General features: G+C 57.9%; 10 protein-coding genes. 2 read left to right on the top strand and 8 right to left on the bottom strand.

Translation table 11 applies throughout. The features are described 5' to 3' along the window. Positions 1 to 96: 96 nt before the first annotated feature. The 6 genes from HC022_RS09435 to HC022_RS09410 form a co-directional block, all read right to left on the bottom strand. Positions 97 to 1128 (bottom strand): histone deacetylase family protein, encoded by a 1032-nt coding sequence (locus HC022_RS09435; protein WP_167452254.1) that lies wholly within the window; start codon positions 1126 to 1128, stop codon positions 97 to 99. Positions 1129 to 1188: 60 nt separating this feature from the next. Then, the gene (locus HC022_RS09430) at positions 1189 to 2226 is read right to left on the bottom strand and encodes an extracellular solute-binding protein (RefSeq protein ID WP_167452253.1); all 1038 of its coding nucleotides are present in this window, start codon (positions 2224 to 2226) and stop codon (positions 1189 to 1191) included. Between the two features lie 22 nt (positions 2227 to 2248). Beyond that, positions 2249 to 3043, bottom strand: a complete 795-nt coding sequence (locus HC022_RS09425) for an ABC transporter permease (protein WP_008883351.1) — start codon at positions 3041 to 3043, stop codon at positions 2249 to 2251. Further along, positions 3040 to 3933, bottom strand: a complete 894-nt coding sequence (locus tag HC022_RS09420) for an ABC transporter permease (RefSeq protein WP_254885022.1) — start codon at positions 3931 to 3933, stop codon at positions 3040 to 3042. Before HC022_RS09420 ends, HC022_RS09425 begins: the two co-directional genes overlap by 4 nt. Continuing rightward, positions 3930 to 5006 (bottom strand): ABC transporter ATP-binding protein, encoded by a 1077-nt coding sequence (locus HC022_RS09415; protein WP_167452252.1) that lies wholly within the window; start codon positions 5004 to 5006, stop codon positions 3930 to 3932. Before HC022_RS09415 ends, HC022_RS09420 begins: the two co-directional genes overlap by 4 nt. 73 nt (positions 5007 to 5079) lie before the next feature. Next, positions 5080 to 6447 (bottom strand): aminotransferase, encoded by a 1368-nt coding sequence (locus HC022_RS09410; RefSeq protein ID WP_167452251.1) that lies wholly within the window; start codon positions 6445 to 6447, stop codon positions 5080 to 5082. Positions 6448 to 6585: 138 nt separating this feature from the next. Between HC022_RS09410 and HC022_RS09405 the strand changes: the two genes are divergently transcribed. Next, complete coding sequence (locus HC022_RS09405; protein ID WP_167452250.1) at positions 6586 to 7212, top strand: TetR/AcrR family transcriptional regulator; 627 nt, start codon at positions 6586 to 6588, stop codon at positions 7210 to 7212. A gap of 76 nt (positions 7213 to 7288) precedes the next feature. Next, on the top strand, positions 7289 to 8722 hold the full coding sequence (locus HC022_RS09400) for an aldehyde dehydrogenase family protein (RefSeq protein WP_167452249.1): 1434 nt from the start codon (positions 7289 to 7291) through the stop codon (positions 8720 to 8722). A gap of 1301 nt (positions 8723 to 10023) precedes the next feature. Here HC022_RS09400 and HC022_RS09395 read toward each other — a convergent pair. Both HC022_RS09395 and HC022_RS28740 read right to left on the bottom strand, forming a co-directional pair. Next, positions 10024 to 13869, bottom strand: coding sequence for a hypothetical protein (locus HC022_RS09395; protein WP_167452248.1), 3846 nt, complete (start codon positions 13867 to 13869; stop codon positions 10024 to 10026). Positions 13870 to 13940: 71 nt separating this feature from the next. Further along, positions 13941 to 14229 (bottom strand): hypothetical protein (locus tag HC022_RS28740; RefSeq protein ID WP_217703936.1); only part of this gene is annotated, 289 nt, incomplete at its 5' end.

The raw sequence follows: 14229 nt of genomic DNA, 5'->3' as shown, positions 1-14229 counted from the left end.
CGCGGCAGATGAATCATGTTCCGCAACCGGCGTCGAGGCCCGACTATTTCAGCACCCTGCTAGGGCATATCTTGAGCTCTGTTCCTCACCTCGTGATCAACTCTCGTGCCCAAAGAGCACATTAGTGGTGTTGATGCCGATTTCCTCGACTGCATATCCGCCCTCCATCACGTAGACGGTGGGTTTTCCAAGTGTCGCGATCCTTCGGCCGTAGTCGACGAAATCGTCATGCGTCAGTTTGAAGAAACTGATCGGGTCGTGTTCGAATGTATCGACACCGAGCGAAACGATCACCATGTCTGGGTCATAGGCTTCAATTCGCGCCAGCGCGTCTTGCAGTTTCGCCAGCCACATCTGGTAGCTGGCACCCGGCGGCAATGGGTAATTCCAGTTGAAACCTTCTCCAGCGCCTTTGCCTGTTTCGCCGGCATGGCCCAAGAAATGCGGGAAGGTGTGCATCGGGTCGCCGTGCAGGGACAGGAACAGGACATCGTCGCGATCGTAAAAGATCTCCTGCGTGCCGTTCCCGTGGTGGAAATCGACATCCAAGATGGCGACTTTCGCGCAGCCCTTGTCCAGCGCATGCTGGGCCGAAATCGCGGCATTGTTGAAAAAGCAATAGCCGCCGAACTGGTCGGTCGCCGCGTGATGGCCCGGGGGACGACACAGGCCGAAGGCCACGTTTTCCTTGCCATCCAGCACGAGATCCGTCGCGGTCAGCGCGACATCCTTGCTGGACATCGCCGCCTCCCATGTGCCACGCGACATCACCGTATCGGTGCTGAGCGCGTAATACCCAAGCCGACCTTCGACGTGGAGCGGGATCTGTGACGCGGTCATCGACCTGCTGGGCCAGCAGGGGGCGAGCGCTTCGCCCTTGAACCCTGCGGCCTCCCAGTCATCCATGAAGGTTCTCAGGAAATCGACAAAGCCCGCGTCATGCACTGCCATAACTGGATCCAGGCCATAGTCCGCGGGCTCCAGCACCTCGCCAAGACCGCGGCTGCGCACCGCGTCGATGATGATCTCGGCCCGGCGCGGACATTCGAACGGCGCGACGAATTCTCCCTGATAGAGCTCGCCCTTGGCGTCGCGCAGTTTGTGATTTTCGGAGAATACGGTCTTCATGGTCATTCCTTGCAAATGGCACCGCGCCGACGATGTGGCACGGTGCCCGTTGAAACGGTCTTACTTCAGCAGCGCGGTCCAGACCCGGTTCTGAAGCTCAACGGCCTTGGGCGAACAGCTTTCGATGAACTTGAGCGACGTGCCTTCGGGGGGAGACAGCTCGGCGGCGTCCTTCAGGCCCTCGTCCATGAAGGCTTCGCTGCCGGTGATACCGTTGGCGTAGCCCGAGGAGTTCGACTGGATGGCGATGTTCTCCGGCTCCAGCATGAACTCGATGAAGGTGATCGCATTGTCGTAGTTCGGCGCCCCCTTGGGAACCACCAGGCTATCCGCCCAGGCGACCACGCCTTCTTCGGGGAAGGCATATTGCAGGGACGGCTTTTCCTTGCGCGCCAGCAGCGAATAGCCGTTCCAGTTTTGATGCACGGAGACGTCGCCGGACACCAGGCGCTCCAGGATCCCGTCGGAATTGTAGGTCTTCACATCCGGCTTCTGCCCCATCAACAGGTCGAGCACCTGCTGCATATCGTTCGGGTCCTCACTGCAGAACGGCAGACCCAGAGCGACCTGCGCCATGGTGATGACCTCGTCGGGGGACTTGAACATTGCGACCTGCCCCGCCAGTTCTTCGGGCGGATTGAAGATCACGTCGTAGTCGTCGACGTTGCCGGAATAGACGGCGGTGTCGACGGTGAACGAGGTCGTGCCCCAGTGCCACGGGATCGAATAGACGTTGCCTTCGTCCCACCAGGGGCTGGCCAGGTTGGGCACGATCCGGTCGTAGCCGTCGAGCTCGGACGCGTTGATCGGCTGGATCAGGCCTTCGGAGATAAGGATCGGAACAAAGTTGTGGGTCGGGATCGCGATGTCATAGCCAGCCGCGCCGGACTGGAGCTTTGCGAGCAGCGTCTCACCGGAATCGTAGGTGTCGAGGGTGACCGAGATGCCGGTTTCCTCCTCGAATTTCTCGATAAGCTCCGGCGAGGTATAGTCGGTCCAGTTGTAAAGCTGCAGCTCGCCGTCGGCAGAGGCGATGGTTGCGGTCAGGACCAGACCCGCGCTGGCGAGGCCAAGAAGTGTCTTGCGATTAAAGGACATGTTTTCTCCTGTTGATTGGTTTTTATTGTTTCTTTGCGAACCACTGCGAGACCAGAACGGCGATGACGGAGATCCCCAGCAATACGGTCGAGACGGCGTTGACTTCGGGCGTGACGCCGGTGCGCACAAGGCCGTAGATGTAGATCGGCAACGTGGTCGACCCTGCTTCGGCGACCATCATCGTGATGATGAAATCGTCGAGCGAGATGATGAATGCCAGCATGGCACCGGAGAAGATGCCCGGGGCCAGCAACGGCAGTGTGATCAGCTGCAGCGTCGTCCTGCGATCCGAATACAGGTCGCGCGCTGCCGTCTCGAGGCTTGCATCCAACCCCCGAAGGCGCGCCTGGATCGGCAGGTAGGCGAACGGAATACAGAACACCGTATGGGCGATGATGATGTTGCCGATCCCCCAGGACAGGTTGATCGCCGTAAAGAAGGTCAGCGTGGCGACAGCGGTCACGATTTCAGGGATCATCAGCGGCAACAGCAACAATCCCCCGAAAGCGGTCTTGTGCTTGATCTCGCGGTTTCGCCCCAGGGCGATGGCCGCCATCGTGGCAAATACCGTTGAAAAGAGCGTCGAGACCGCGGCGATGATCAGGCTGTTCTTTGCCGCGTTCTGGATATCGTCATTTGAAAACGCTTTGGCGTACCATTGAAGGCTGAATCCGTCCCAGACGGTGGCCGAGCGCGTGGCATTGAAGGAAAAGACCACCAGGATGATCAGCGGCAGGTAGAGGAAGAGGAAAAAGCAAAGAGTGATCCAGTTAAACCCCGGAAGCCAGCGGATGTCCCTATCGGAAGAGCGTATCAATGTTGGAACCCTCCTTCGTTGCGACGCTGGTTCACCGCGAAGAGAAGCAGGCAGATCAGCACCACGGACATGATCACCATGGTCAGGGCCGATCCGAACGGCCAGTCGCGCGCGGCAGAGAATTGCAGCTGAACGAGACTACCCAGCATGAGTTTCTTGCCGCCCCCCAGCAGGTCCGGCGCAATGAACGCACCCAGCGCCGGGATGAACACCAGGATCGAGCCCGCCACGATCCCCGGAGACGCCAGCGGCAGCGTCACGTGCCGCAGAGTGGTCCAGCGGTCGGCATACAGATCGCGGGAGGCTTCGATCAGTCGCTTGTCGAGCCGTTCGAGCGCTGCGTAGATCGGCAGCACCATGAACGGAACATAGGTGTAGACCAGTCCCAGCGCGATCGCGCCCTCGGTATAGAGCATCTTGATCGGCTCGTCCGTCACGCCTAGCCCGATCAGCAGGTTGTTGATCAACCCGGTGTCGCGCAGGACCAGGATCCAGCAATAGGTGCGGATCAAAAGATTGGTCCAGAATGGAATGGTGATGAGCAAGAGCAGGGTGTTGCGCCGGCTCTCGGGCTGCTGCGCGATGTAGTAGGCGGCCGGAAAGCCCAGGGCCAGCGACCCCACCACCGCCACCGTTGCAACCCAGATCGAGCGGAAGGCGATCCTGAGGTAGGAGGTGTCGAACTCTACCTCGTCAAAGAGGTTCTTTTGAAACAGAAGCTGTGTAGGGGCTTCGGTAGAAAAGTCAATTTCCACCCCGCCATAATCGCCGGGTGTCAGGAAGGAATAGACAAAGATGATCGTCAGTGGCGCCAGCATGAACACGACGATCATGAATGTCGCGGGAAGCACTCCGGTATAGTGCCGCAATCGCTCCATAATACCGCTCATGCCACCAGTACCCGAATAGCTTCGGGATCGACTTCGACCGTTGCCTGGGACCCGACCTCCGCGATCGCGGTGCCGTCTTGATGGTTTTCGCTGCGCACCGCGACGCTCATGCCGTCGTCAAGAGTGACCCGGTATTCGGTCTGGCTGCCAAGATACTCGATGTCGCTGATCGTGCCGCCAAGGCTCCCGTCTGCGCGTCCGGGCGCGATGCGCGCCTTTTCGGGCCGGAACATCACCGTCACCTTGCCGCCCTTTGCATTGGCAGGCAGGGCCGGACCGGCAAACCGGATGCTGTCGGAAACATGGTAGGTGGCGGCGCTGTCGCCGTTCATACGCGGCGTGGCCTCGAAGAAATTCGCATCGCCGATGAACTCCGCCACAAATCGCGTGGCCGGGTATTCGTAGATTTCGGCAGGTCGGGCCACCTGCTGGATTTCGCCCCGCGACATGACCGCGATCCGGTCGCTCATGGACAGCGCTTCTTCCTGATCATGCGTCACGAAGACAAAGGTGATCCCCGTCTCGCGCTGCAGACGCTTCAGCTCTGCCCGCATGGACTGACGCAGTTTCAGGTCGAGCGCCGAAAGCGGTTCGTCGAGAAGCAGAACACGCGGATGCGGGGCCAGGGCACGGGCCAGGGCCACGCGCTGCTGCTGCCCGCCCGAAAGCTGCGAGGGGCGGCGCTTTGCGAATTCTCCAAGATGGACGAGGTCGAGCATTTCCTGCGCCGTGCGCCGGGCATCAGGTTTGCCCTGACGAAGCAGCCCGTAGGCGACGTTCTCAAGCACATTCATGTGCGGAAACAGGGAATAGTGCTGAAACACCGTGTTCACTGGACGCTTCTCAGGCGGCAGCTTTGAAATGTTTTCACCAAAGAGCTTCAGCGTGCCATCGGTCGGCACTTCAAACCCGGCGATCAGGCGCAGCAAAGTTGTCTTGCCGCATCCCGACGGCCCCAGAAGAGTGAAGAATTCATTGTCCCGGATGCTCAAATCCGAACCTTTCAAAGCCCGCACCGGTGGTGTTCCCGGATAGGACTTGGTCAGCCCGTTGATTGTGATCGCGTCCTGCATTCCTGTCCCCTGTTCGATTATGTCCGGGGGGCGAACCGTTGGTCCGCCGCCCCGTTCGGTCGTCGCAACGACATCAGTCCTCGATCTGCATGGCCCGCGTGATGCCTTCACGCAGCTTTGCCACCAAGTCGTCGATTTCGGCCTTGGTGATGGTCAAGGGCGGCGACATCACGCAGGCGTTGTAGGTCGGCCGGACCAGCAGGCCGAGTTCCTGGCAGATCGCATCCACCTTCGCCGTAAAGCCCGTGTCGCGGTTCTCATCGGGCGTGGCCGCGTCAAGCTCGCATTCGACAGCCGCCATCATGCCCTGCACCCGCACGTCGGTGACCACGGGCAGATCGCTCAGGGATTTCAGCGCATTGGCGAAATAAGGGCTGATCTCGCGCACATGTTCGAGCAGCTTGTCGTTTTCAAAAATATCAAGATTGGCCTGCGCCGCCGCGACCGAAACCGGATGCCCGGAATAGGTGAAACCGCTGAAGAAGCTGCGCGGCTCATTGCTGACGGACTTGATCTCTTCGATCAGCCTGTCCGAGATGAACAGCGCTCCAAGCGGCAGATACCCTGAGGTCAGCCCTTTTGCGGTGGTCAACAGGTCCGGCGTCACGCCGAAGACGTCTTCGGATGCAAAGTAATACCCAAGGCGTCCGAAGGCTGTCACCACCTCGTCCGCGATGAAAAGAACGTCGTGCTTTTTGCAGATCTCATGGCAGCGCTTGTAATAGCCTTCAGGTGGGATGATCACGCCACCCGAGGCAAGCACCGGTTCATCCCTGAAGGCCGCGACCTTTTCCGCGCCTAGTTCCAGAATCTTGTTTTCCAGATCGGCGACCTTCTCGTCGCAGAACGCCTCGACCGACATGTCGGCGGCACGGTCCTTGGGCTTGGGGCATGGCAGGAAATGGATCGTGTCTTCGATCATGTCCATCTGCGCCTTCTCGCGCATCTTTCCCGAACAGCTTGCCGTCAGGTAGGTGCTGCCATGATAGGCGTTCACACGCGAGATGATGTGCTTCTTTTCCGGTCGCCCGAGGCAGTTGTTGTAGAAGAAGACAAACCGCAGCGCGGAATCCACCGCGGTCGACCCGCCGGTGGTGAAGAAGACCGTGTTGAGATCGCCCGGCGTCATTGCCGTCAGACGTTGGGCAAGCTCGGAGGACGCCGTGGAGGCCATCGACCAGGGCGAGAAATAGCTGAGCTTGCGCATTTGCCCGGCGACCGCCTCGACGATTTCCTCGCGGCCGTGGCCGACGTTGACGCACCACATGCCACCGGGGCCATCGATCAGCTGATTGCCCTTGGAATCGCGCACATAGATCCCGCCGCTGGCTTCGAGATGGGTCCATTCATCGCGGTCCATCGCGGTGACGTCCTGCCAGGGATGCAGGAAGTGGTCGTCGGTTTTCCAAGTCTCGTCCGCTGCTTGTACAACGCCTGACATGATTTATCCTCCTCAAGCTCCGGCCGGGTCCGAAACTTCTTCTCGAAGTTCGGTCGCGTCAGGAAAATTATAGTGGGCTTCAATTTAGTTGTTGGGTTCAAACTTGTAGTCAGATACAAATTGAGTCAAGGTGCGAACATGAGTTTACGCGAAAAACACAAATCCGAACGCATGCAGCGCCTCCTGGACGCGGCCACGTGCCTGTTCCTTGAGCACGGATTTGATGCGGTTAAGGCGGAGCGCATCGCGGAGATGGCCGATGTCTCCGTCGGGACGCTCTACAACTATTTCGGTGGTAAAAACGAAATCCTGCTGACGCTTACGTCCATCGAGAACGAACGCCTGGCAGAGCTTGGCGCAAAGTTCGAACCCAGCGCGGAAGCCTCGGTGGAGGATAATTTCTGCACCTTGGTCGGAATGCATTTCAACGCGCAGAATATGGTTCTTCAGCGCGACCTCTGGCGGCGGGGTTTTGCTTTTGCCTTTGCGGCACCCGCCACGGCCGAGGCGCGCAGGCTGCGTCAGTCGGACCGGGTGCTGCGCCAGCAGATCATCGACCTGACGGTGGCGCTGCAAGCCCAAGGCCGCCTGTCGTCCGATCTGGATTGCGAGGCGTTCGGCGCCACGATCTTCAACAACGCCAACATGCTCTTTTTCGAATTCACCTTGTCGGAAAGATCGACCTACGACGATCTCAACAAGGTGATCATGGACATGACCAGGACGATCTCCGCGCTCGCCCTGCCTCGGAACGCATCTGCGTAGACAAGGCCGACACTCACACCCCCGATCCTCGGGGACACCAACACCGCCAAATCACGCCGCCTCAAGGGATGAACACATGTCCACCACCGATCTTTCGCAATTCTACATCAATGGCCGGTGGGTGGCCCCGTCCGGGCGCGATACCCTCGACATGATCAACCCTGCGACCGAAGAAGCCGTCGCGGTGCTGGCAATGGGCGACGCCTCTGATGTCGATACCGCCGTTGCCGCCGCCAAGGCCGCCCGACCTGCCTTTGCGACCACCACCAAGCCCGAGCGGCGCGCGCTTCTGGAGCGCATCCTCGACGTCTTTTCCCGCCGCATCGACGAAATGGCGCAGGCCATCAGCATCGAAATGGGGGCTCCGATCTCTTTCGCGCGCGAACAGCAGGCGCAGGTGGGTGTCGACATACTGACCGCCATGGTCGCAGATCTCGAGGCGTTCGCCTTTGAACATACGCTGCCCAACGGGGATCTGATCGTGATGGAGCCCGTGGGTGTCTGCGGGTTGATCACGCCGTGGAACTGGCCGGTCAACCAGATGATGCTCAAGATCGCGCCATGTCTTGCCGCAGGCTGCACCATGGTGCTGAAACCTTCAGAACTGACACCGCTTTCGGCCAACCTGCTGGCCGAAATCATGGATGAGGCGGGCGCCCCAGCCGGGGTCTTCAACCTCATACACGGGGCGGGCCCCACCGTTGGCCCGGCGATGTCGCGCCACCCCGACATCGCCATGATGTCTTTCACGGGATCGACGCGGGCGGGGACCTCAATTCTCAGGGAAAGTGCCGACACGGTGAAACGCGTGACGCTCGAGCTTGGTGGCAAATCGCCCAACCTCGTCTTTGCCGATTGCGAACTTGAGCGCGCCATCGACGAAGGCATCGACGCCTGTTTCATCAACTCGGGCCAAAGCTGCGATGCCGCCACGCGGATGCTCGTAGAGCGCCCGGTCTATGATCGCGCGGTGGAATTGGCTGCGGCGAAGTGCGCGCGCGTCAAGATCGGCGATCCGTCTCAGCCCGGCGATCAGCTGGGGCCGTTGGTCAGCCAGATGCAATACGACCGGGTACAGAAGATGATTCAGGTCGGCCTCGACGAAAACGCTCGGCTGGTCTGCGGCGGGCTGGGCAAACCAGAGGGATTTGAGACCGGCTATTACGCCAAGCCCACCGTATTTGCAGACGTCTCCAACGACATGCGCATCGCGCAGGAAGAGATCTTTGGCCCGGTGCTGGTGATGATCCCCTTCGACGACGAAGAGGACGGCATCCGGCTGGCGAACGACACGCCCTACGGTCTTGGTGCCTATGTGCAAAGCGGTGATCCCGCGCGCGCCCTGCGCGTCGCCAAGGCGCTGCAATCGGGCACCGTCAACGTCAACGGGGCCTACCTGGCGGCAGGCTCTCCTTTTGGCGGTTACAAGTCCTCCGGAAACGGGCGCGAAGGCGGGGCCGAAGGCATGCGCGACTTCCTCGAGGTGAAAGCGATCGCACTTCCCGACTAGCGACGTGCAAAACGTGGCGTAGCCGATGGTCTCTTAAACCGGTTGTTCAATGGGTTTCCCCACAAGACCGCCACCTTCGGTGGGGAATGGCCATTGAGCGAGTGGCGCGCCTAAGAATTGGGGCGATCTTTCACGCAAATTGCTGTGTCGCTCAATTCGGCGTCGACGGCCACACTGTCACCACGGCTGAACCTTGGAAATTGCTTCAGCTAAGTCTGGAGCATACGCTTTCTGACGATTGCACATTTTTGGTTTGCGGTGGCCGCGAACCACCGCTCTCCGCCGATTCCGTGCTGATCGACACGTAAATCATCATGCATAGGCAGAGCTACCCGACACAAGTGGGCGCGGAAACCCATCAGGGCTTTTCAAGACAGATGACACTCGCTTTGAGTGGGCCGACGCTTGCTACGACGAAGGCTGGGATAGCAAAGGCGCGAAGCGCGGAGACATCAACTATCGCAGCGCTTCGCGCCTTTGCGTTAGGCGCACTTCGCCGGCCTCTGGGACCCGGCGAAAGTACTAGCTTTCAAACACCCCAGAAATTTGATCGTCAGCAAAATTCTGATAGGATTACCCTCGGTTCTTAGGTCTCAGGAGGGTAAGCTAGTGCGGAAGCCGACACAATCTGATGACCAGCCAGGCGGCCAGCCAAGCAACCTGATTGAGCGCATTGCGTCAGTGCAGCTACTTGCGCGAGCGATATCAACTGAGGCGACACTGAGCGAGGCGGAGTTAAAAGCTTTCATGGATGAACAGTGGGCTGAAAACAGCTAGAGGACTTCACTCGGCATACTCCAGCTCGAGACTGTTGGTACGATCTGCGGTTCGCTCTGTTCGGCGACTTAACTCAAGTTCAAATCGACATAGGCAGCCTACGTTGTGCGGCGGGGGCGGTTGTTGTGAGATCCCACAAAGTTTCGGTCAGATACCGTCAATTCAAGCATCAAGCGCCGGAGGACCGGCTCCAGTTCCCTGAGCCACGCACGAGCCTGGCATCGCCACGACAGGCGGGGAGCGGTCATTCGCCGCGGTCGCGAAGGCGCCCCTGCCGCACCGCCGAAGCGGACATTCAGGCGAGAACCAAGGCTGAAGCCCGCTCGATCGACACCAGGGGCGGAAAGCTGGCTTTCTCTGCACGTGCGAAGGCGTCCTTGTCGCAGGATGAGAGTGGACATCCGATGGAGTTCACAACATCAATCCCAGCGTGACCTGCACAGACGGCGGACGAAGACTTGCGCTGTTCTCTCGGACAAATGTTTCGGGTATCGCGGCTCTACGTCGCGCGCAGGACGCGGAAGTCACTCGAAAGTTTGCTCCCTCTCCGCGTCTTCCACTTGCTCTCGTTTTCGCTCTTGGTCCGCAATATCCGCCGCGCGACTTAGCAGTTCCTCAGTCGCGGTCACTACCCGTGAATCCTCAAATTTCAACAGCTCACTCAACCCGGCAGCTCTCTGTTCAACATGCACCGACCTATTTCCTGACCATGACCTTGGACTTAGATGAAGACCAAAGTTCTCGATAATCGCCTCCGGTTCTGGACACATGCGGACGAGCGATCGCGCCTGTTCCGACAACCTCACGCCACCTTCTTTATCATCCTCAAAAACGGTAATCGCACGGGCAACAAGTTTCCAACGGCGGACGTCGTTACCCTTACCGCACCAGGCAGCCAGCTCGGCTGCACTAACCGCATCTAAAGGAGCGCGCTCTCCTAAGGAGTTGTCGATCCAGTGGATGTCATCATCCTCGTTCCTTGAAGCATATGCCATCAGCCGATCCAAAAATGCATCTGGCCGCGATCTCGCTATGACTTGTATTCCTTTCTCGAAATGCGGGAAAAAGCCATATCGACTTTCCATTCTTGAGAAGAGGCCATCCAGCAGTTGCTTCTCCTCTGCATCAGTGCCGCAGTGAGCCAACGCAGAGCTCAAAACCTGGTCGAGATCGTAGTCTCTTGTTCCTCCCGGATCGCTATCATGATTGCCGATTACGATCGCAGCAGCCTGAATAGCCAAAGCTCGCAGCTCTGGACCGAGGGTATCAATCGAGCGATCAGTCCCATGCACAATCATCCTGAAGGCGTTCAACAGGACAGCTGCACCACCTTCTTGGGCCAATATACTGCTCGCCAGCCGGACCTTGTCCTCTCTGCTTATGGCGGCGCAATTGTCCCACCACAACAAATTATCAACGCCCCACAGTTCCAATCCGATAGCGTCAAATACTCGCTCGCACCTCCGAAAGTCTTGGAGTGAAAAGTTGTCGGCTGGGGTTAGTCCTAATATCCTGAGTCGAAGTAACTCGTCTTCAGCGATCTCATCCAAAAGTTTCTGGGCCAGTGCTGGCTCTACCTGAGAAATCTCCCTCAGAATTCCGGAGAGCACACAATCATTGAAATTTTCGCTACCTAACGCCTTTAAACGCTCGGTGACTTTATCCCACAGCAAGCGTCGATTGCTGGACGCTGCCGCCAACCCACGACCGAAAGCAATGCGATTGGGGACATAAGCTTGCTCGAAAAGATCATTGGCGACAGCGTCAAACACAGCGGAATCAGTCGCCACGTCCTGACCGAGGCGAAAGGCTTCTTCGGCCAACCGTTTTCCAGAAGCGTCATACTTTTTCGGATCGTCGAGGTCGAACTCTTCATCCAAGGCAAAGATGCGATGCCCTTCCGCGAGTGCGATAGCCCGAACTCGTCCCTCCAGGTCTGATGGGGCAAGTAGTTCGCATAGCTTGACCAGCTCTCGGTCTTCTTTTGCCGTCCGCCCCTCTCGACTTGATCGCAAGGTATCGTAGTGAATCTTGCCCTTCACGGCGCGCCAGCCTTCTAACCATCCACCATCCGCATGCAATTTTTCGGCAAGCTCGACCAGCAGAGGCCGAAGGCTTTCGACAGCCCACAATCCACTAAATTGCGCTGCGATGATGCGTCGAGTTGCCTTGCGATCTGGGCCTATACTCGAAAGTGCTATTCGAGCCGCAATTGTCAGAAACCGAGACAGCCAAACGATTGCCTCGTCGCCATAAGGTCGGGCCCCATAGTCACGTGGACGTGCCCCGAACTCTGCATCTACCAGATTTGTGTTCTCAAAATTCTCGGCTTCAAGGCTCGAAGCCAAGCAATCGAGGGCCAATCCATGCCTTTTACTATCCACCAGACACGCCTCAAGCACGTCAACACGTTGTTCAAGCGTTGCATGGGTTCCTGACCCACGAATCTGGAAGAATGCCTGGACACGCTTTCGAGGCCCATCGTGGCCGTCCTCGTCACCGGCCTCATCTGCAATTTCGAGGAGCAAGGAGACAGCTCTGTCAAACAGTTCTGGCTCATAAGCGATCCTGCTGAGCAGTGAAATCACGCGTCGGATTTCCGTTCGCTTGTAGATGTCTTTTACCGCGGCAAGAATTTCGGCCTTCTCGCTTTCGAAACATTCTAGAACGATTTCGCAGTCGATCGGGGCGATGTTCTCGAGCATTGCGGCGCCAAGCTCATTGACCTGCATGGTTTTGTGTAGAAGGCCATCCGGCTGAAGCCATCGCCTTGCGATTTCTCGCGCCTGAGAGCTTGTATGTAGATACCCAATCCTTCGGCTGAAAGATCTCAACATTCGCGCTCCGGCATTTCCTTCGAAGGCCCGTAGAACTTCGTCAACCGGGATGTGCCGCAACGCATCGGCTGCCAACCGGTTCGCGATAGCGTGGGGCAGAACCGCGCGCCAGCGACCCCGTTGTTGAGCGATCTGACGTTCGAGCAAGGTGTTTGAAGTCCGCGCCATTCTCCGGGCGCTCACCTCACAAAGGTCACCCAAGACAGCAAGTTCGTTTACACCCTCTTCGTCTTCTGCCGTTGAAAAAGAGTAGACCAAAGAAAGGACTTCAGCCTGTTCACGAAGGTTATTGTCAGACTTGTGTCTTTGTTCGAACAATCTCTCAAAGAGTTCTTCGTCGGACAAACCAGCCAGACTGACGTTGTCAGGCAGAGCATCCGCGAGCGCCAAGGCAAGCCGAGCATTTCCGCCTGAGAAATCCGCAATACGCCGCGCATTGAGACTGCCAAGCTGAGGATATCGCCTTACGACTAATTGCTCAGTGATTTCAGTTCCGCGCGCGGTCAATCGCACCACTTCCGTGGTTTGCGGCGTGTCGTCACGTATATCATATTCAATCGTGATCAGCTTAATCGCTGATTTCGTGTGAGCGATCCGGCTGACTATGAGTGAATGTTCATCTTTTGCGCAATTGTCGAGAACAAGTATCGCATCTCTATTCTCGGCCAACAGTGTCTCAACTATCACGGTTGCCGAGGGCTCCACGCCGAAGCCGATGTCTCCGTAAATCACCTTGGTGCGATCAAGGGGATCGGTTTCAAACCCTTCCTCAAACAGCGCTTGAACGAACCGGGTTTTACCAACCCCTGACAACCCTGCCACCCTGATAGACTTTGAAGAGGTCAGAATCAGGTCTCGGACAGCGGGGATTCCCTCTGCCAATGGTAGATCGGAGTTCTTTCCGGGGAGCGAGAGATATAGCCCCTCTCCGACGATCAAGGTGTCGTCGGCATCAGGTGGGACATTCGTCCAACGCTCAAATGGTCGCCACCCAGAGAGCGATTTTCCCAAGGCGCGGCGAACCCACAGCTGGACGGAAACATGTTGACGAAGCCACTGATGGAGAGTGGAGCGATCAAAGAAATCCAACGCAACGGAGCCTGGGGCGACAAGCTTGTCCACCTCTTCCGACATGAGCTTACGTCGTTCTGTCAGCTTGGCAGGCGCAAGGTCATCTTTTAGGCTGACGATAACGTATGCGCCATGAGATATAGCCAACTCTTGAAATAGATCTTTGCTGGTGTCCTTGCCTGAGATCTCTTTCTTAATGGCCGCCTGTGCCATAGATGGCACTTTGGCCTGGTAGACCGTATCCCTGCGCCTAATGAAATCTCCCACAAAGGTCGGATCTTTGACAGTTACGCGAACGTCGACACCGCCATCTGCCGCTGTGAGACTTCCACCCCAACGAACGCGGCTAACTGCATGGCTTTTTGCGGCGATTTCAGCCTCACAAAGGCGTGCAATTAGTTCCTCTAACTGACCATCATCAAGGCCAAGGAGATCATCTTTTTCAATCTCGAAAATTGGCATTTTTTCTACACATCCCACTCAAGTAAACGGGCTTCAAATTGACAATTTTGGCCCCAATGGAGGATGCGCAACTAAGGAACACGGCACACATTCAAAATCCGGTTATGCTCTTGAGAGGTAAGGGCCGTCGAAACCCTACAGTGCTGAAAACGCTCCTGTAAAGACGTTGCCAGGTCCTCGAGCGGAAGAAGTGTGATCGCGACGCCGCAAGTATGGGTCGCCGCGCTAAGGTCAGCTTTGAGGAAGCCGCAATGCAGCAGCGATCGTAAAGGCCAAAGTCCACTCTGGGCCGACAGCGACGCCGCCGCATGGGCGATCAGGCGCTTGGCCCGGCGGCGCAGCGTAGGTCGGGAAGGAGCC

Source organism: Salipiger sp. HF18 (assembly GCF_011806505.1).
In the GTDB taxonomy this organism is placed as follows: Bacteria; Pseudomonadota; Alphaproteobacteria; order Rhodobacterales; family Rhodobacteraceae; genus Salipiger; species Salipiger thiooxidans.
This window is presented reverse-complemented; position numbering and strand designations above follow the sequence as displayed.